The organism is Panacibacter microcysteis, from assembly GCF_015831355.1.
GTDB classification, from domain to species: domain Bacteria; phylum Bacteroidota; class Bacteroidia; order Chitinophagales; family Chitinophagaceae; genus Panacibacter; species Panacibacter microcysteis.
The window spans coordinates 625,496-645,263 of record NZ_JADWYR010000002.1 but is presented as its reverse complement, the minus strand read 5'-3'; the positions used below and the strand labels follow the sequence as shown (position 1 = coordinate 645,263).

The window sequence follows — 19,768 nt, the reverse complement described above, 5'->3', positions numbered from 1 at the left end:
TTCAATTTTTTGAAATTATGTTGGTTGGTCTGAATAATGTAACGTTTGAATTTGGGTCGAGATTAATTGTTGAGAATGCCACATGGCATATAATGCCCGGTGACCGTACGGGGCTGATAGGGTATAACGGCACGGGTAAATCAACTTTACTGAAAGTTATTGTAGGGGAATATTTACCGAGTGCAGGCACCGTTGAGCGGGGCAGGGAAACAACCATTGGCTACCTGCACCAGGATTTGCTGAGTTTTGATACAAACGATTCGATACTTGAAGTGGCTATGGGCGCTTTTGAGCGGGTTAAGCAACTGGAAAAAGAACTTGACCTGCTCGTAAAAAAAATGGAGTCGCCTTCATTTACCGGCGATAGTGCGGCAGATGAGGCGTTGCTGCATGAGTATTCAGACAAGTTACACGAAATGGATGTATTGGATGGGTACAACATTCATCATAAAACAGAAGAAGTTTTACAGGGACTAGGTTTTGAGAACAGTGCATTACAACGACCGTATAAAGAATTTAGCGGAGGTTGGCGCATGCGTGTACTGCTTGCTAAAATGATATTGCAACAACCCGATGTTCTCTTGCTGGATGAACCTACGAACCACCTTGATCTCCCGTCTATTGAGTGGCTGGAGAAATATTTGTTGCATTATAAGGGCAGCGTAGTGATTGTGAGCCATGACAAATTTTTCCTGAACCGTATGGTTAATAAAATTGTGGAGGTTTACCAACAGGAATTACATCATTACACGGGTGACTACGATTATTACGAGACTGAAAAAGCTTTGCGTATTGAAATGCAGCAACGCGCTTTTGAAAACCAGCAGGATTACATACGCCAGAACGAGCGGCTGGTTGAACGTTTCAGGGCAAAGGCTAGTAAAGCCGCCATGGCGCAAAGTATTATGAAAAAGCTTGATAAACTTGAGCGGATAGAGCAGGTTGAAATTGAAAGACCCAACCTGAGAATAAACTTTAAAGTAGATAAACAGCCCGGTAAAATTATTGCCACTTTAAAAGATGCGACTAAAAAATTTGGTGCCCTTACGATTGTTGATGGTGCCGAAGCAGAAATTAACCGTGGTGATAAAATAGCACTGATTGGCGCGAACGGAAAAGGTAAATCTACTTTATTGCGAATGATTGCAGGTACTGAAACATTTGACGGAGAAAGAATATGGGGCCACAATGTGGATGAAAGTTTTTATGCACAACATCAGCTGGAGGCATTGAATGTTAACAACACCATTCTTGACGAAATGAAGGAATGTGGCAGTGGTAAAACAGAACTGGAACTGCGTGCATTAATGGGTTGTTTTCTTTTTAGCGGAGATGATGTAGATAAAAAGATAAAGGTATTGAGCGGAGGAGAAAAGGCAAGGGTAGCATTGGCTAAAGTAATTGCAGGCAAAGGTAATTTTCTGATGCTTGATGAGCCTACAAACCACCTGGATATGCATAGTGTGGAATTACTGGCTGAGGCACTCAACAAATATGAGGGTACATCTATACTTGTAAGCCATGACCGCTTTTTTATTTCGAAGACTGCCAATACCATTTGGGAGATTATTGACAATGAGATAAAAGTTTTTAAAGGTACTTACAAGGAATACGTTGACTGGAAAGAACGTATGGCAAAACAAAAACCTGCCGAAGAGACAGTAAAAGAACCGGTACAAAAAATTGCAGAACAACCTGCCAAAACGCAGGAAAACGTTGCCGACAGAGATCAAAAAAAAGAATTACAAAAACTGCAACGACAGTTTAGCAAACTGGAAGAAGACATTAACAGGCTAAATAACAGCAAAACTACCCTTGAGGCGGATCTTGGAAATCCTGGTATCTATGCTGACAGAAATAAATTTCAGCAGGTAGAACACGAGCATAAACTCGTCTTATCAAAGCTTTCGGCAGCGGAAAAACAATATGAAGAGTTGTTTGAAAAAATTGTAAGGCTGGAAGGATAAATGGTGTATACCTAAAAACAAAAAACCGTCACGGACGGCTTCTGTTTTTCACATAACCCGACGGAGTATTATGTCCTGGGAGATGTAAAAGGTAGGGTTTAGGGAGAAATGGGATATTAAAAAAAACTTAACTACTATTTGTTATTTATCAATCTGTAGCTAAACTAAGGGGAAGGATCGAATCAATTTGATGTGACGAAATAACTGCGCCATTTTTAGGAATAAGTGCTGGGATATTTGTAATAACTGCTTTACTCCTCTCCTATAAAATTTATTAAAAACTCCTTTTTACGCCTTGTAGCAAGTGGTATCTTAATGCCATCCTCCATTTCCACAATTGCATTTAGTTTGTGGTAGCGTTTTATAAAGTTAGTGTTGATAAGATGGGAATGGTGAATACGGAAAAAGATATCTTCGGGCAGCAAATCTTCATACTCTTTCAGGTTTTTTACAGAAACGATCTTTCTGCCATCGCTCATGAAAAAGAGTGTATAGCGCCCTTCCGCTTCGCAACGAATAATATTGCTGACCACGATAAATTCATAGCCAAAATGAGCAGGAACGGCCAATGACTGAAGGCTTCGTTTGGAGGGTTCTACATTTGCCAGCAGGTTTTCAATCCTTTGCTGGAACTGGCGCTTATTGATCTTTTCAGCCACTTTGTTTACAGCGGCGATCAATTCTTCAATACTAACAGGCTTTAGCAAATAATCGAGCGCACTATATTTTATTGCTTTAAGCGTGTATTTGTCATAAGCTGTTACGAAAATTATTTCAAAATGGCATGGCTTTAGTTTATCAAGCAACGTAAAAGAATTGCCTCCGGGCATTTCTATATCGAGAAAAACGAGATCGGGCTTTTCTAATTTAATAAGATCATGTGCTTTTGACACGGTGCCGGCGTCGCCCAAAACCTCTACCTGGGGACAATAGGCTTCAAGCATACTGCGGAGGATCTTGACATTAGCTGCTTCATCTTCAATAATAACGGCGTTAATCATATTGCAATTTTAAATATATACAGGCAATCGCAGGATAACTTTTGTTCCTTTTTTTTGTGAAATATCCAAATAATCAATCGCCATTTCAATTGATTTAGAGGATTCTTCATTTAATGCTTCAATGCGTTTTTGGATCAGCGTCATACCTTTTGACTGGTGTTCTATGACATTTTTACCACGGAGTTTTAGTGAGCCTTCAATTCCGATACCATTGTCAGTAAGTTGGTAAACCAGGTAATCGCCGGCAAGCGAAAAATCAATGTTGATAACGCCTTCCCTGTTATTTAGATTACGTATACCATGCCTGATAGCATTCTCCACAAAAGGTTGCATTAATAATGGCGGCAGGAAAATTTCTTCTGTATTGAGGTTACCGTCGATATTGATCGAGTAATCGAAACTCTTATCAAAACGGGTATGCTCTAAACTGAGGTAGGTGGAAATGTATCTGATTTCTTCTGCCAAAGAAATATTCTTTTTAGCAGAAAGATCGAGTGTTTGCCTTATTAGAGAGGAAAAATCAGTAATAAACTTGTTGGCTTCCAATGCGCTTTTTGAAAAGATGTATTGCTGAATGGAGTTAAGACAGTTGAATATAAAGTGTGGATTCATTTGAGCACGAAAAGCCAATTGTTCCAGTTCTGTAAGTCTTTTTTGGGTTCTGAGCTTGTCATTTTGTTCCGCTCTAATTTTCTTAATTCTGCGTGATACAAAATACCAGACTATTAAAATACCTAAAATACAAACGATCGTAAGAAACCATGCCTTTTGATAAAAAAAACTTTCTATTGAGAAACTTATTTTTACCTCATTACTCTTCTTACCAAATGCATTGACAGCATAGAGTTGGAACTGGTAGTTGCCAGGGGGAAGAGATGGGTAATTTATGGAAGTTTCTTTGGTATTGTGCCATTCATTATCAAGACCAACAAGTCTATAATAATAATGTATGTTACCATTAGATTTGAAGGAAACACAAGCATAATCGATATAAAACTTATTGTCGGAAGGTTTTAGTGTAAAGCTATCTGCATAGGCAAGCCATACACTGTCTTTCGAGGCTATCTTGTTTACGTTTAAAACTGCAATTGACTTTTTGTCGATAGCGTTAGGAGAAAAAAACGTAAGCCCATAAGGAGTTCCAACAAATACAGAATCATTTTCGACATATATACAATTGATTATGTCACTGCTTAATCCATCTTTAGTGGTGTATTTATTGCTGATTTTATTAAGCGTCAGATCTATTTCATTCAGGCCTTTGTCTGTCCCAACCCATAATTTTCCACCGCTTACAAAAATATCTCTGCACATATTGCTTGAGAGTCCATTTGCCTGGGTATAATGAGAAAGAATTTTTTCTCCGTCAAACTCAATTATACCATTTCCGTAAGTAGCCACCCAAATGCTATGGTTTGTTTTAGCCAAGGCAGAAATTCGGGAAGTGAGTAATGGAAACTTTTCGCCTAGAAAAATCGAATCCTTAATATTCGTTTCTTTAGTTCTAAAAAGCCCCTTCAGTGTTCCAATAAAATAGTCATTTTGAAAAAAAATGGAGCAAGTTGTTCGCGTAGTCAAAAATGCCGGATCGCTAATTGTTTCGCCAAATTTAAGTTTGTAAACACCCACAATGGTTGATATCAAAATCTGATCTTTATCATAGTATAGATCTTTACCAGATGCACCTTTGATTAGCCGGGTCTTTTTACCATTTTCAAAAATACAGAGAGACTCAAGTGACGATGATGCAACAATCGTTTTAGCATCATAGAAAGCAATGCCGGTTATACGGTTTTCTCCGGGAGACGATACTTCAACATTTGCAGAAATTGAGTTATTAATCAAATTAATATCCCAAACCTTTCCCCGGTTCGTTCCCACATAAAGCTTTTGATTGCTTTTGGCTATTGAATAAACAGGCAGTAAGTTGCCGCCAACGACAAAGTTGTAGTTCACAAAAGCAGTGCTTGCAAGCCTATAAACACCGTAACCATTGGTGGCAAACCAATAGGAACCTTCGGAATCGAGAAATGAATTTGTAACAACTTTATTTAGCAAAAAGGTATCGGTATATTGATGTTGGTAAAAATTATAAAGCAGCACTTTATCGCTGCAATTCACGAAAAGCATCGAATCGTTCAATAAATCAAAGCCAAGCATATTATCTGGAACGGTAACATAACTTTTTTTTCCTTTTTGCAGGATTTTTAGAAATTTTCCAACTTGAAAAATTTTTAAAGACGGTTTTAGTAAGGAGGTGAGGCTAGTTGTCCAAATGTATTGGCGTGCATCTTCTGGTGGACTAAGATAAAAACTGTCTTCTGAAATATTGAGAAATGAAAATTTAGCATGTTCTACTCCATAAGCGACAGGTACAGAAATAGTATTATTTTCTACCAACACCGCACCATACGGAGATATTAAATGGTTTTCCAGCCGGTTAATAATTCTTAATTTCTTTTCCGGTGTAACGATGACAATTTGTCGTCGATCTAAAATAATCAATTCACCATTTTCCCCTTCCGCAATATTTGTGGGTTCTGAAATCAGACTTATCCTTGCTAATAAACTATCATTTTTTTGATTGTGAAACAGCCCATCTTTATAGTAACATATAGCATTTGTAAAAGGCAATATCCACATTCTACCTTTACTGTCGATTGACAAATCGATAATTTCATTGTCGGGCAATCCATCAGCCGTGGAAAAATTTTTAAAATTAGTGCCATCAAACCTGCTTAGACCGGTTTCGGTTGCAAACCACATAAAACCTTCTCTATCCTGAATAATTTTATAAACTGTCAATCCACTCAGGCCATTAGAAACATCATAATGCTGGTAGTTATAAGATTGCGCATGCAGTAGTTTAAAGCAGAAAAGTGATATAACTACCAAAAGGCTTTTCATCATGAATTATTTACCTATGGAAATACTGATACACGCTATTAGTACCAAATGAGACTTACTTGCCAAACAGAAGTCAGTCAATACATGCAATTTACATTTTGTATTTATTCTAGACTTCTTGTAGGTTTGCCGCACTTAAATGTAAGTATGAAAAATATTAATTGGCAAAAAATTTACCCGCACATTATTGCAATAGTGATTTTTTTAGTTGTTGCGGCATTATACTGTAAACCTGCCTTGCAGGGGAAAGTTATGCAGCAACACGATCTTGCTCAATGGGTGGGAATGAGTAAGGGAATGATTGATTATACAGATAGTGTTGGTCATGCACCCTTGTGGACAAATAGTATGTTCAGCGGTATGCCAGGTTACATGATAGCAGGTTATAGTAACAATATTGTACCGGGTTACTTTATTATAATCTTATCTGCAGGTTTGCCACAGCCACTTGATTTCTTTTTTCTTGCTTGCATATGCTTCTATTTTCTTGCTTTGGTTTTAGGCATAAGACCGTGGATAGGCATTATTGGTGCGCTAATGTATGCCTATGCAACTTATAACCCTATAATCATTACGGTAGGCCATGTTACTAAAATGTATTCGATCGCATTGATGCCGGGCTTTATAGGCTCGCTCTTATTACTGATAAACAGAAAATATTTATGGGGTACTGCGCTCACGGCGCTCTTTACTTCTGCGCTAGTTGTTGAAAATCACTACCAGATCGTCTATTATGCTATTATAATTGCTGCTTTCATGGCTGTAGCATTTATCATAAAAACAATAAGAGAAAAAGACTATAAGCACCTTGCTATAGTAACCGTAACCGTGCTTCTTGCAGCAGGCATAGGTATTGCTACAAATGCTGTTATGATGTTACCAAACTATGAGTATTCCAAAGAAACAATCAGAGGCGGCAGCCAGTTAGGCGTATCCGGCGATACGGCATCAAAAGGCACATCAGGCCTTAACGAAGATTATGCATTCAGTTATAGCTTTGCCATCAGCGAACCATTTGTGATGATGGTGCCGCGTATGTTTGGCGGAAGCAGCGGCAGGCCTGAAGTTGAACAGGATAAGTCAAAAGCCATCGCCGCCCTGCAAAGCATGCCGCAGGAACTTGGACAACAGCTTGCAAGAAACATGAGTTATTACTGGGGTGGCATTGAAAGTGTAGGTACCGCAGGCCCGCCATATGTTGGTGTCATCGTTTGTTTTCTTGCAATTGTTGGCTTTGTGATAGTAGACAGGAAGTACAGGTGGTGGATACTTGCATGCTGCATATTGACAATTATCATGAGTTGGGGCGGATACTTTAAAGATGTTAACAGGTTGTTTCTTGAATATTTACCAATGTATAACAAGTTCAGGGCACCCAGCATGATCATTGTTGTACCTACGCTCTTGCTGGGAATGATGGCAGTGCTGGCACTCGAAAAGATTATGTCAACATCAAACCTGTCTGCGTTGGTGCAGCCATACAAAAAAGCCCTGCTTATAAACGGCGGTATCTTCGTATTGCTTATTATGTTGTATATAAGTTTTGATTATTTGACCAATAACGACAGAGATTTACTTAAACAGGTAAGTAGCATGGATGACCAGATCAAAACCCCGGTAAAAGAATTTTTTACAGGCCTGCAGGAAGACCGAAAAGGGCTATTCCTTGGTGACCTGCTACGTTCTTTGTTCTTCATAATTATTGCTGCCGTTACATTATGGCTTTACATAAAGAACAAATTAAAGCCTGCCATTGTGCTTACGTTAATCGGAGTATTTTCTTTTATTGATGTGATTGCTATCGATACAAAATATATGAATGCTGACGATTTTGAAGCAAAAGAAGATTATGACAGCCAGTTTGTACCAACTGCTGCAGATAACCAGATACTACAGGATAAAAGCTTTTACAGGGTTTTAGATTTGAGACGAGGTATCAGCAGCGCCTTCAATTCAGGAGCTATTACAGCTTACTTTCATAAAACTATCGGTGGTTACCACCCCGCCAAACTAAGTATTTACCAGGATCTCATCGACTCCCAGCTATATAAATTCCCCAATTGTTTGCCCGTAATAAACATGCTGAACACAAAGTATGTGATTACCCAAAACGACCAGGCACAACAGAACCCCGGTGCGCTTGGCAATGCGTGGTTTGTAAAGTCTGTACAGTTTGAGCCAGATGCAAAAGCCGTAATGAAAGCTTTGGATACATTTGAGCCACAGACGGTTGCCATTGCTGAAAAATCAGTAGGCAATGTGCTGAAAAATCCTGGAGTTTTCGATTCTGCTGCAACGATTACGCTCCTCGCTAATCACAACGACACGGTTACATACAAAGCAAAAACATCATCGGAGCAACTGGCAGTATTCAGCGAAGTGTATTACGACAAAGGCTGGAATGCATATATCGATGGTAAGCCTGCACCGTATGCAAAAGCAAACTATGTACTAAGAGCTATGATGATACCCGCAGGTGAACATACTATAGAATACAGGTTTGAACCTGCAAGCCATAAAACCGGCTGGACAATTACTTCAGTTACTTCGGTTATTGTTGTGGTGCTAACTTTACTTGCGGTATTCTTTGAAGTTAGAAGAAAACGAAACATTGCTAAATAAGAGCAAGAAAGATTATGAACCAGGCTGTAGTTTATTAATGATGCTTTTGTTGCGTCGCACTCTTCAGCAGTTTTCTCTTTACTGAGCACGGTTGCACCCTGCTGACTAAAGAACAAGGCGTACAAGTGAGTGACACAACAGAAGCTGATAGTAGCAATGTTGCTCGCTTTATAATATTGCAAACATAAAAAAGAGACTGCCTTTTGAATGAGACAGCCTCTTTTTTCATTAGCTAATCATGTAATTGCTTAAGGTGAGCCGACAACGTAACATTATATCTTCAGCCATTTTATTTCTGATATTCAATGACAAGCTTAGGTCTGACAGACGCATTTACATTTTCGGCACTCGCAAAAATTAAACACCTGTAAATATCTTCTTTCAACAGGCTTATCCTAAACCCGAAGTTTTTTGACGGATCTTGTAAGATTGATTTGACCATAGCAGTCACATCTACCTCAGCACTATAATCCCACTGACTGTTAGATGCGGGAATTAATACGGCGTTTGTGCTCGTTACACCAGGCTGATTGTTCCAGGTGATGCCTTCTTCATTCCAGTCTTCGTCAATTACTCTTTCCACCATGCAGGCGTTATCTGTACTATAAGGAGATCCGGGATATCCTGAATTACCATTTAGCGGATTGGAAATAGAGCTGCCTTTTGGGTATAAATAAAGCTTTGCCGAACTAACTGTCGCTCCTTCGGGAACTTCAGAAATCTTTGTAAACTTTATAAAAGATCTTGTACCCATTGGCAAACCATTATTTGTCCACGAGGTCATTGAAAGCTCCTCAGCCCAGTCTCCATTACCACTGGCCCACGAAGCGTCACCATCCCAAAACGCTACGTAAGCGTCAAGCGCCGCACTATCGGTTATCTGGCCATTCTGTGGCTCGGCGGGAGGTATTTCCTCTTTTTTACAAGACATTATACTACTAACTAACAACAAAAACATACCAGTTTTTTTGATCATTTTTATTTAATTGAGCGTGAGTAATTATGGGTTTTAACTATTGATATAGCAATAAAAGGCTTGCTTGAAGCTTTGCTATCCATACTTGTTTTCCAAATCATAAGCAGAAACAGGTTTGCATAACATCATGCGACAGATATTTATCACAAGCGCTAAACGATAGAAAGTGCAAATAGATAGAATGGGTAAATGCCTCCGTTCGGGTATTGTTACATAAATGAGTTTAGGTTTAAGATTGAAAAAGGGATGCAGGACAATTGGATTTACTGCATTTCCATACGAATTTAAAAGTAAAAACAATTGGATTAAATACAATTCGCCAAATTATTTTAATATGAAGAAGTCCCGACAGTTTAATTGAGAAATGACAATGAGGCTAAGCTACTGGAACCATTAAGGAGACTCTTGTACCCTGATTCTCCGAAGAGGCCATGTTATCTTCAACAGTAAGCCTGATGGGTTTTTCGCTTTTCCTGTTGATATTTTTTATACGCTCAAGAATTAAACTTACTCCCTTTGATTGATGACTACTTCTAAATACGTGTTTCATTTTTTCAGCAGCTTTTATTCCTATTCCATTATCGATAACATTACAAATAAGATAATCATTTTGTAAATGGAAATTTATCTCAATACATCCCCTGACATTCTGAAGATTCCTGACGCCGTGACGTATGGCGTTTTCTATAAATGGTTGTAAAAGTAATGGCGGCAACTCCACTGTTTCGGTATCAATGATGCTCTCTACATTTATTGTATAGTCAAAATTATGTTCGAACCTCGTGTGCTCCAGGTGTAAGTATGTAGATAGATATTTGATTTCGTCTCTGAGCTGTATACTTTTTTTTGAAGATATATCGAGTGTCTGACGGATTAACGAAGCAAATTCTGTAATAAAATTATTTGCTTCGATTACATCTTTTGTAAAGAGATATTGCTGAATAGAATTGAGACAATTAAAAATAAAATGCGGATTCATCTGAGACCGGAAAGCAAGCTGTTCAAGTTCGTTCAATCTTTGTTCTGTAATCAATTTATCCTGTTCACGCATCCTTATCCACGCAACTCTTTTGGCGAACATAAAATATACCAGCAAACCAACGATAATTATTACAAGTGTAATGAACCATGCCTCCTGGAAAAAGAACTTTTCGACGGTGATATTTATTTCGACTGTATTACTTTTTTTATTGAACGCGTTTACTGCATAAATCCGTAACCGGTAAATACCGGGATTTAATGAGGCAAATTCAAGGCTGTTTTCCCTCGTAAGATTCCATTTATCGCCATCGCCCTGTAATTGATAATAGTATTTGATATCCCCATCCGATTTAAATGAAACACAGGCGTATTCGACATAGAGTTTTTTTTCTCCTGGTTTTAATGTTATGTTTGAAAAAAGTCCTGTTTTACTTTCTTCAGAGGTTACAATCCGTTCTATATTTAAAGCCGCTATCGATGTTTCTTTGGCCCTTCGCGGATCAAAAACAGTGACACCATAAGGAGTACCCATATAAATAAGAGAATCATCAACATCTATTGCGTTGATAATGTCGCAACTCAGACCGCTTTTTGCGGAATATGTAACAATTCTATCATTTGTATCAAGGATGTTTATGCGATTTAGACCCTTATCGGTTCCCACCCATAAATAATTGCCCTGCAGTTTCAAGCACCGGCACATGTTGCTGCTTAAGCCAGAGGCTTCTGTGATATGTCTTAAAATCTTTCCATTCTTATACAAAACAATACCATTCCCATAAGTTGCAATCCACAATGCATCATCTTTTAAAAATAGTCTTGAAATCCTGGAAGAAAGCAAAAAGTTTTCTTTACCCAAATCAGTAATTTTCTTTTTTTCATCAACACGAAAAAGTCCGTGAATGGTGCCAACCAAATAATCATTATTTATTTTTACCGCACATGTAGCCCTGCTCTTCCAAACAGTATCTTTTAATGTCTTTTTTTCCAGGTCAACGATTATAACGCTAGTATTGGTCGCAGCCAATAAATCAGACCCATACCTTTCCATCGATTTTGCGACTGCGGTACCATGATTAAGTTTAACAATTTTTCCTTCAGGATTTACTGAAAAAATTGCATTTATACCCACAATCATATCTTCCCTGTCAAATAAAATTTCGCTTACCCTACCCTCTCCATAAGAATTGAATTGCTTTGAGTCTATTTTGTTCGACTCAAGGTTAATTTTCCACAATAAGGCATTATTTGCTCCAGCATAAAGCACATTGTTTTTTTTCGCGACCGAGTAAATGGGCAAAATACCCTTGCCCCATTTTAATTCATAATTTTTAAACGCGTCAGAAGACAGTCTGAAAAGCCCAAAGCCATTAGTCCCAAACCAAAAATTGTTTTCATTATCCTTATAACAGGCATTTATCACTTTTCCTGTAATTAAGGTATCAACAACTGCATTCCTTTTAGCATTAAACAATAAGACTTTGTCACGGCAAATCAGGGTAAAAGAAGTATCGTCAATTGCAGTGAAGCCTACGAAGTTTGGTGGTTGCTTGATCGTCTTTAACTTAAAATCTTTACCAGATAAGTAATGAATATTTTTGTTGTGAATAAATGCTAAATTTTTTGGCGTTAATATAAATGTAAGAGAAGAAGTAAAATAAGAATTGTCTGATATGCCGCTGTATTTCACGTTGCCAGTAAACCTATCTACCTCAAGTAATACAAGGCTATCGTTTCTATGTTCAAAAATTGAAGCGATTATCGTATTTCCCAGGTTATTTGTTCCGATGCCGATAGTAACAACCTGATAATTTTCATATTTAATAAAGGTTTTTACGTCTCCATTATTTTTCAAAAAATGTATTTTCTTTCTTTCAGTTATTATGATGTTTCCTGATGAATCTTCCTGAATATTTTGTGGTTCTGTAGAAAACGTTAGATTTTTAAGATAAGCATCATTAGATGGAGAATGTAAAAGCCCATTTTCGTAAAAACATATTGAATTGGTAAACGAAAGCACCCAAACTCTGTTTTTTGAATCTACATAGAGTTTTAAAACTTCATTGTCAGGCAAGCCATCTTTTGTCGTATAATTTCTGAATCTCCTTCCATCGAAACGGCTCAATCCTGTTTCAGTACCGATCCACAAATAACCATTATGGTCTTGTACGACAGAATAAACATTCAATCCCGCTAACCCTGTTGTCAAGTCGTAATGCTGGTAATTATATTCCTGTCCCAAAGAGCACACCGGTGTAAGGAATACTAAGACTATGAAAAAAAATTTATACATCATAGAAAGCGCTCAGTAGGGTTCCTTTGATAGAAGAAAGTATAATTTAATTGTAAAGCCTGTTAATGAAATTTTACAACATTTTATAAAAATAAGGCCGATTAAGAGAAATACGCCATACGAGTGTCCAAACTTTTAAAACATTCAGTGAATAGTTTTTTACGTTGCCTAAATTTAAAAAAGGGTTTTTGAGTTTGACGATGTTTTCAAATAGAACACCTAGAAAAAAAATTGGAATTTCGAGTGAATGCGTGATCAGGTGAAATAAAAACCATGCAATGCCAAATTGTTTACGGGTGCGCAAATGACCTGAAACAAGCAATTGTAAACCTTTCTTGTTCCAGAGATTTGTATAACCTTTTTCTTTATTGCTAACAGCCTTATTAATTGACGATCCCTGAATATGAACAACTTTTAAATCTCCATATACACAGATTTCTCCTGTTGCCAATAACCTGCTGCACCATTCAATTTCTTCGAAATAAAGAAAAAAATCTTCATCAAAAAGACCAGCTTTATTTAAAACCGATTTTTTTACCATCATGAAAGCGCCGTTAATCCAATGAACTTTTTCTTCATTTGAAGCCGCCTGCACATTGGTTTTTTTGACTCTTAAACTCAATGCGATAGCCTTAAGAAAAGGTCCGAGATAAGGTAGTGGAAGCAAATGATTTAAGCCTCCTGTCATGAAAAAATTACCTGTGATCTGGGGAGAATGATCTATATTATACAGTTGCGCTGATGCTGCCGAATATTTTGAATCCTTGAATCTCATGTAACACTGCGCTATTGCATCATCCATGATTAAAGTATCCGGATTCAATAAAAGTACGATATCTGAGGTAGAAGCTTTTATACCTGCATTATTAGCTCTTGAAAAACCTGCATTATACCCCATATTTATCCATCTAACAAAAGGGTACTGGCTGGTTATAACCTCTTTACTGTCGTCAGCAGAGTCATTGTCAACAACAATCCATTCAAAACTTTGGCATGAGCGGTATTGCATGGCACTTTCTAAACAGTTGCAGATATCTGCTGCGGACCGAAAATTGACTATGATAACCGAAAGTTGCAACCTGTTCTGTATTTATGGTAATGAGTATTTATCTTGCGATGCTAAGATATGTTTTGAATATGAAACAGTTTATACGTAAAATACTGCAAACTTTTAATTACGACATAATTAAAAAGAATCAGCTTGTGAAGCTGCCGGACGATTTTGAGGATTTGCACAAATCAATTTATTCTCATGTGAAAAGCAATACTATGACAAGTCCGGAACGAATATATAGTTTAATCGAGGCAGTGAAATATGTCGAGAACAATGGTATTGCAGGAGAAATTGTTGAATGTGGTGTCTGGAAAGGCGGAAGTATGATGGCTGTTGCTCAAACATTATTACATTTAAAAAAATCTTACAGGCAACTATATTTATACGATACTTATGAAGGAATGAGCGAACCTACCGAATATGACAAAACATTTTACGGCGAAAAAGCCGCTACGTTATTACAAAAGGATTCCAATAAAGAAAAGAATCTCGTTTGGGCATATTCAGCTTTAGATACGGTCAAATCGGGAATGAAATCCACTGGTTACCCATCAGAAAACATACATTACATTAAGGGTAAGGTAGAAGATTCGATCCCTGCTACTATTCCTCAAAAAATTTCAATTCTTCGTCTCGATACAGACTGGTATGAATCTACCAAACATGAATTAGAGCATTTATTCCCGTTACTAACTGTTGGCGGGGTCTTGATACTGGATGATTATGGTCACTGGGCCGGTGCCAGAAAGGCTGTTGATGAATATTTTGCGCTACAAAAAACGCGTATTTTGCTCACAAGAATCGACGAGACAGGTCGCATCGGAGTAAAACTGCAATAATGAAAAAGGGCGAATTAGCATACGAATTTAACCCGGGTATAACTTATCCAGCTTACCTTACAAGAAAAAGATTGCTTGCTTCTATAAGGAAATCTTCGAAAGATTTAACAGGACGAATGCTTGACTTTGGTTGCGGAACCAAGCCATATTTTAATTTGTTTAAAGTGGAGCAATATATCGGTTTAGATTTTGAGAATCCCGGACATCCACATTTTAATGAACAAATAGATGTTTTCTATGACGGTAAACATATACCTTTCCAAGACAACTACTTTGACGCTGTATTTAGCAGTGAAGTCTTTGAACATGTTTTCAATTTAGAGGAAGTATTGAAAGAAATTTATCGAGTTATGAAGCCGGGTGCGAAAATTTTGATTACCTGCCCATTTTCTATTTGTGAACATGAAGCACCAAACGATTTTGCACGATATTCTTCTTTTGCAATCAGAGATTTGTTTAACCGAAATGGTTTCAAAGTACTAAAACAAGAGAAAACCGGTAATGCTGTTGAAACAGTTTTTCAATTATGGATAATGTATATACATCAGCATATTACACCTTACGTGAGAAAAATTCCAATTGTTAGATCTGTATTTAGATTTATTACCTACACATCTCTTAATATCATGGCACTAATTTTGGGAAAATTATTGCCCCTAAGGCAGGATCTTTATTTAAACAACGTGGTATTGGCAGAAAAAAACAACCTCTCCTAGCACAGGGTCTGGTATGTATTTTTATTTTCGAAAGTTCATAAGGCATATTTTGTGTAAATCAACAATCAAAGGATGACAATAGTTATAATTTCCATGATAAGAGATTCATGGGGAGGCAGTGAAGAGTTATGGTATGAAATGGCGAAAGAAGCATTAGAGCGAAAATATAAAGTTATACATCTTTCATACAGTCATAGCATCTTGCACCCAAAAATGAAAGAACTCATTTCAAAAGGTCTTATAAGTTACCAAAGGCCCGCATATGTTAAAACAAAAAATTCTTATATAATAAATTTCTATCACTTACTTGTAAACTTCCTTAAAAAAAAAGTTGATTCCTCTTTTCAAAGGGTATTTAAACATAACCCTGACGTTGTTTTATATAACGGAACTTGCTATTCAATAGCGAATGAACAAAAACTTTTAGAAAAATTAAAATTTCCAACATTCAGTTTTTTTCTTCTTGGACATTTTAATGATGAAAGAATTCCTTCGTTGCCGACCGACGAATTGAGTATTCTACGTTTTGCTTATCTAAAGTGTAAGAAAGTACTTTTTGTTTCTGAAAGAAGTTTACAAACTACCCAAAGGCATCTAAATCTAAAACTTTTGAACGCCTGTGTAATTAGAAATCCCGTAAACATCGTTCAGAAAACAATTATACCCTACCCGTCCTTGTCGGGAACAATTCAAATGGCTCTTGTTGGGAACCTTATTCTAGTACATAAAGGCCAGGATTTAGTGTTTAATGTATTAAATAAAGCACAATGGAAAAATCGATCTTGGCATCTAAATATTTACGGGAGCGGTCCTGATGAAGATGAATTAAAAAAAATGTGTGAGCGATTAGGCCTGGAATACCGAATAACATTTCATGGGAAAGTAAATGATATCCGAAAAGTTTGGGAGCATAATCACTTACTTTTGATGCCTTCGCATATGGAGGGTATGCCTTTGGCAGTTGTGGAGGCAATGATTTGTGGGCGGCCATGCGTCGCTACAGATGTGGGTGGAATTACAGAATGGATTATAGAAGAAGAAAGTGGTTTTATTTCACCTGAGGTATCGCTGGGCTGCATAGAGGCTGCTATGGAAAAGGCATGGGGATTTCGTGAAAGCTGGGAAAAAATGGGAATTGCTGCACATCAACGGGCAGTTAACTTATATGACGCCCATCCAGGAAAAACATTATTGACTTTGTTGACGCATAACTGACATGAAAAAACTTTTGTTTGTATTTGGAACAAGGCCGGAAGCAATCAAAATGGCTCCGCTCATACTAAAATGTCTGGCATACCCAGAAATGTTCGAAGTGAGACTTTGCCTGACGGGTCAACATAAAGAAATGTTGCAACAGGTAATGGACTTTTTTAAATTGAAACCGGATTATAATCTGGCGCTTATGATGCCAGATCAAACTTTATTTGACATAACGGCGAACTGCCTGTTGCGTATTCAAAAAGTGCTGGACGAATACCACCCAGATTTGGTTTTGGTTCAGGGTGATACTTCTACAGCATTTGCCGGCGCGCTGGCTGCCTTCTACAAAAAAATAAAGACCGCCCATGTAGAAGCAGGTCTCAGAAGTTTTGATAACTATTCTCCATTTCCTGAAGAAGTGAACAGGCGACTAACTGGAATAATGGCCCACTATCATTTTGCGCCAACTCCACAAGCAGTAAAAAATCTTCATGCCGAAAATATTCATCAACATATTTATTTGACTGGCAATACTGTAATAGATGCTCTACTTCTGGCCGTTGAAAGAGTAAGGATAGACGAAAAGATAAGGCAGCACTTCTCATTTCTTGACGCTCACAAAAAAGTGATACTTATTACTGCCCACCGCCGTGAAAGTTTTGGAGTTGCTTTTGAGGATATTTGTAATGCTATTCTTACTCTTGCAAACCTGTACAAAGAAGTTCAGTTTGTATACCCTGTCCATCCTAACCCAAACGTTCAAAAAATTGTACATCATAAACTTGACAACGTTACTAATATTTTCCTGATAGACCCGTTAAGCTATCCACACCTTGTATGGATGATGGATAAATGTTATTTCGTTATTACTGATTCCGGAGGTATACAAGAGGAGGCACCAAGCCTCGGCAAGCCAGTCATTGTCATAAGGGATGTTACCGAGCGCACTGAAGGTATTTCTGCAGGTACTTCACTGCTTGCAGGAACAAAAACTGAAAATATTGTAACTGCAGCTAGTAGTTTGTTAACTGATGATCGCGCTTATGAAAAAATGGCTAAATCAGTCAATCCTTACGGCACAGGGAATACAGCACAAGTAATAATTGACATATTATTAAAAGAACAATTGTAATGGGTTTACCGGAAATCTCTATCATATTACCCACGTATAATGGCGCAAAGTTCTTGAAAACGTCATTGGATAGCTGTTTGGCTCAAACATTTACAAATTTTGAGTTAATAATCGTTAACGATTGTTCTACAGACGACACAGGTTTGATAGCAGATGAATATGCTTTAAAAGACAAGCGAATTAAAGTAATCCATAATCAGGTAAACAAAAAGCTTCCTTTATCACTAAATGCCGGTTTTGATATTGCAACAGGCGCATACCATACCTGGACATCAGACGATAATTATTACGCACCCAATGCATTGGAAACGCTTTATAAAATGCTGAAGGCTGATGAATCTGTTGGATTTATTTACACTAATTACACTATCATAAACAATCTGGGAAATATAACCGGCAAACGCACCTTTGGTGATATCAATCAAAACTTCACCAATTTTCAAGGGTGTAGCGCTTGTTTTTTATATAAGGCAGAAATTTACAAGTTGAACAAAGGCTACAACGCATCAGCTTTTTTAATCGAAGATTATGATTTTTTTGTGCGTGCTTTTTTAAACGTAAAAGTAGTATATGATGACCGTTATGATCTTTATTATTATCGGGAACACGAGGCATCTTTAACTGCTACACATGGAGACGCTGTAAATGACGTTGCTAAAATAATGATGGAGCGCTTAATGCCTTTATTAGAAAAAAAACTGCCCGATGCCCAAATGGCTTTAGTATACAGAAAGTTTGCTGTATTTAATGCTGTACAAAAGAATAACACAATTAAGTACCAACTCTATCTTAAAAAGTTGTGGCGCTTATCTAAAAAGCAGGTTTTTATAACTATTGCATATGTTCCCGTCGTAAAATTTATTAAAACACTTGTCATTAGCTTTAAGGGATTAACTGCCACATTACAATTGATGTTAACTTCAAAATAAGGTTTAGCAGAGATTAAAAGGCTTGTGTCAATTACAAGCAAAAACTTTCATCATTTAAGGAACCCAATTAAAGTAAAAACATCTATGGATGAATTGAGCATGTCTATCTCTCTCATCATTTGCACTTACAACCGAGACCGGTATCTTCCCGAAGCACTGGAAAGTATTCGCCTGCAAACGGCAGAACCAGGTAGTTTCCAACTCGTTATTGTTGACAATAAAAGTACCGACAATACCCATAAAATTGCGCAAACTTTCATTCGCAACAACCCTCATCTGAATGTAAAATACGTGCTGGAAACGAATAAAGGACTCTCCTTTGCACGTAACCGTGGCGCTGCAGAAGCAGATGCACCTGTACTATGCTACATTGATGATGACGCACTGCTATCCCCGGCGTTTGTAAGTGAGATGACCCTTTTTTTCAATAACCATCCTGCCGCTGCCGGGGCTGGCGGAAAAGTTATTCCGAAATATGAAGATGGCATAGAACCAGCCTGGATGAATAAATACCTCAATGGTTTTGTAGGGCGTGTAGATCATGGAACAAAGATTACCAGGTTCACTAAAAAAATGAAATACCCTGCAGGTTGTAACATGACTTACAAAAAAGACATCATATTAAAAGCCGGGGGCTTCAATAACAACCTCACTTTCCGCAGCGATGACAAGTATATATTCTATAAAATAAAGGAATTATCAGATGAGATTTACTATTTGCCAGACGCTTATGTTCATCACTACATAGACAGCTACAGGCTTGCATTTGATAATTTTAGAAAACTCTTTCTCAAAACAGGTAATGAAGAAAAAATAAGGGTGCGCACTACAAAAGGTATGATTGGCGTTGCAGTAAAAGCACTGGAGTTCCTGTTCAAATTTGGCGCATCGGTTTTAATATGGTTACTGTTTATGCTCAAAGGCCAAAGCATAAAAGGAAAATATGTTTTTTTATCCCAATGGTTTACACTAAAAGGCTTTTTTAAGAACAACGTATTTGTAAGGTAAAGCAATAATGAGCCAGGCTTAAGTACTGCTATTTAGCTTTTGTTGCGTCGCACTCTTGTACTGTTGAAACTATATGGAGCAACGCGAAGATTGCAGCATATTTTATATACCTGTTCCCCACCCCTCCTTTGGTCCATAAACGC

At 37.5% G+C, this 19,768-nt stretch carries 13 protein-coding genes; 8 read left to right on the top strand and 5 right to left on the bottom strand.

Features of this window, described 5'->3' with window-relative positions; genetic code table 11:
• Positions 1-17 precede the first annotated feature (17 nt).
• Positions 18-1,967 (top strand): ABC-F family ATP-binding cassette domain-containing protein, encoded by a 1,950-nt coding sequence (locus I5907_RS14630; protein ID WP_196991555.1) that lies wholly within the window; start codon positions 18-20, stop codon positions 1,965-1,967.
• A gap of 251 nt (positions 1,968-2,218) precedes the next feature.
• On the opposite strand, the gene I5907_RS14625 is transcribed toward I5907_RS14630, so the two are convergent.
• Positions 2,219-2,968 carry a LytR/AlgR family response regulator transcription factor gene (locus I5907_RS14625; RefSeq protein WP_196991554.1) on the bottom strand — a complete coding sequence of 250 codons (750 nt, stop codon included), beginning with the start codon at positions 2,966-2,968 and terminating at the stop codon, positions 2,219-2,221.
• A 9-nt stretch (positions 2,969-2,977) separates the two neighbouring features.
• Positions 2,978-5,875 (bottom strand): sensor histidine kinase, encoded by a 2,898-nt coding sequence (locus I5907_RS14620; protein WP_196991553.1) that lies wholly within the window; start codon positions 5,873-5,875, stop codon positions 2,978-2,980.
• Between the two features lie 147 nt (positions 5,876-6,022).
• Between I5907_RS14620 and I5907_RS14615 the strand changes: the two genes are divergently transcribed.
• Positions 6,023-8,497, top strand: coding sequence for a YfhO family protein (locus I5907_RS14615; protein WP_196991552.1), 2,475 nt, complete (start codon positions 6,023-6,025; stop codon positions 8,495-8,497).
• Positions 8,498-8,786: 289 nt separating this feature from the next.
• Here the strand turns inward: I5907_RS14615 and I5907_RS14610 are convergent, their stop codons facing one another.
• From I5907_RS14610 to I5907_RS14600, 3 genes are all read right to left on the bottom strand, one after another.
• The gene (locus tag I5907_RS14610) at positions 8,787-9,455 is read right to left on the bottom strand and encodes a DNRLRE domain-containing protein (RefSeq protein WP_196991551.1); all 669 of its coding nucleotides are present in this window, start codon (positions 9,453-9,455) and stop codon (positions 8,787-8,789) included.
• Positions 9,456-9,849: 394 nt separating this feature from the next.
• Positions 9,850-12,696: a sensor histidine kinase gene (locus I5907_RS14605; protein ID WP_231402120.1), complete on the bottom strand. Its 2,847-nt coding sequence runs from the start codon at positions 12,694-12,696 to the stop codon at positions 9,850-9,852.
• Positions 12,697-12,820: 124 nt separating this feature from the next.
• Complete coding sequence (locus I5907_RS14600) at positions 12,821-13,825, bottom strand: glycosyltransferase family 2 protein (protein WP_196991549.1); 1,005 nt, start codon at positions 13,823-13,825, stop codon at positions 12,821-12,823.
• Between the two features lie 59 nt (positions 13,826-13,884).
• Here I5907_RS14600 and I5907_RS14595 point away from each other — a divergent pair, with 59 nt between their 5' ends.
• The 6 genes from I5907_RS14595 to I5907_RS14570 all read left to right on the top strand — a co-directional run bounded on the left by I5907_RS14595 (position 13,885) and on the right by I5907_RS14570 (position 19,625).
• On the top strand, positions 13,885-14,640 hold the full coding sequence (locus tag I5907_RS14595) for a TylF/MycF/NovP-related O-methyltransferase (protein WP_196991548.1): 756 nt from the start codon (positions 13,885-13,887) through the stop codon (positions 14,638-14,640).
• Positions 14,640-15,356 carry a class I SAM-dependent methyltransferase gene (locus I5907_RS14590; RefSeq protein ID WP_196991547.1) on the top strand — a complete coding sequence of 239 codons (717 nt, stop codon included), beginning with the start codon at positions 14,640-14,642 and terminating at the stop codon, positions 15,354-15,356. Before I5907_RS14595 ends, I5907_RS14590 begins: the two co-directional genes overlap by 1 nt.
• Before the next feature lie 72 nt (positions 15,357-15,428).
• Positions 15,429-16,571 carry a glycosyltransferase gene (locus I5907_RS14585; protein ID WP_196991546.1) on the top strand — a complete coding sequence of 381 codons (1,143 nt, stop codon included), beginning with the start codon at positions 15,429-15,431 and terminating at the stop codon, positions 16,569-16,571.
• Position 16,572: 1 nt separating this feature from the next.
• Complete coding sequence (gene wecB / locus I5907_RS14580) at positions 16,573-17,688, top strand: non-hydrolyzing UDP-N-acetylglucosamine 2-epimerase (protein WP_196991545.1); 1,116 nt, start codon at positions 16,573-16,575, stop codon at positions 17,686-17,688.
• The gene (locus I5907_RS14575) at positions 17,688-18,617 is read left to right on the top strand and encodes a glycosyltransferase family 2 protein (protein ID WP_196991544.1); all 930 of its coding nucleotides are present in this window, start codon (positions 17,688-17,690) and stop codon (positions 18,615-18,617) included. Before wecB ends, I5907_RS14575 begins: the two co-directional genes overlap by 1 nt.
• Positions 18,618-18,701: 84 nt before the next feature.
• Positions 18,702-19,625, top strand: a complete 924-nt coding sequence (locus I5907_RS14570) for a glycosyltransferase family 2 protein (RefSeq protein ID WP_196991543.1) — start codon at positions 18,702-18,704, stop codon at positions 19,623-19,625.
• Positions 19,626-19,768: the final 143 nt, after the last annotated feature.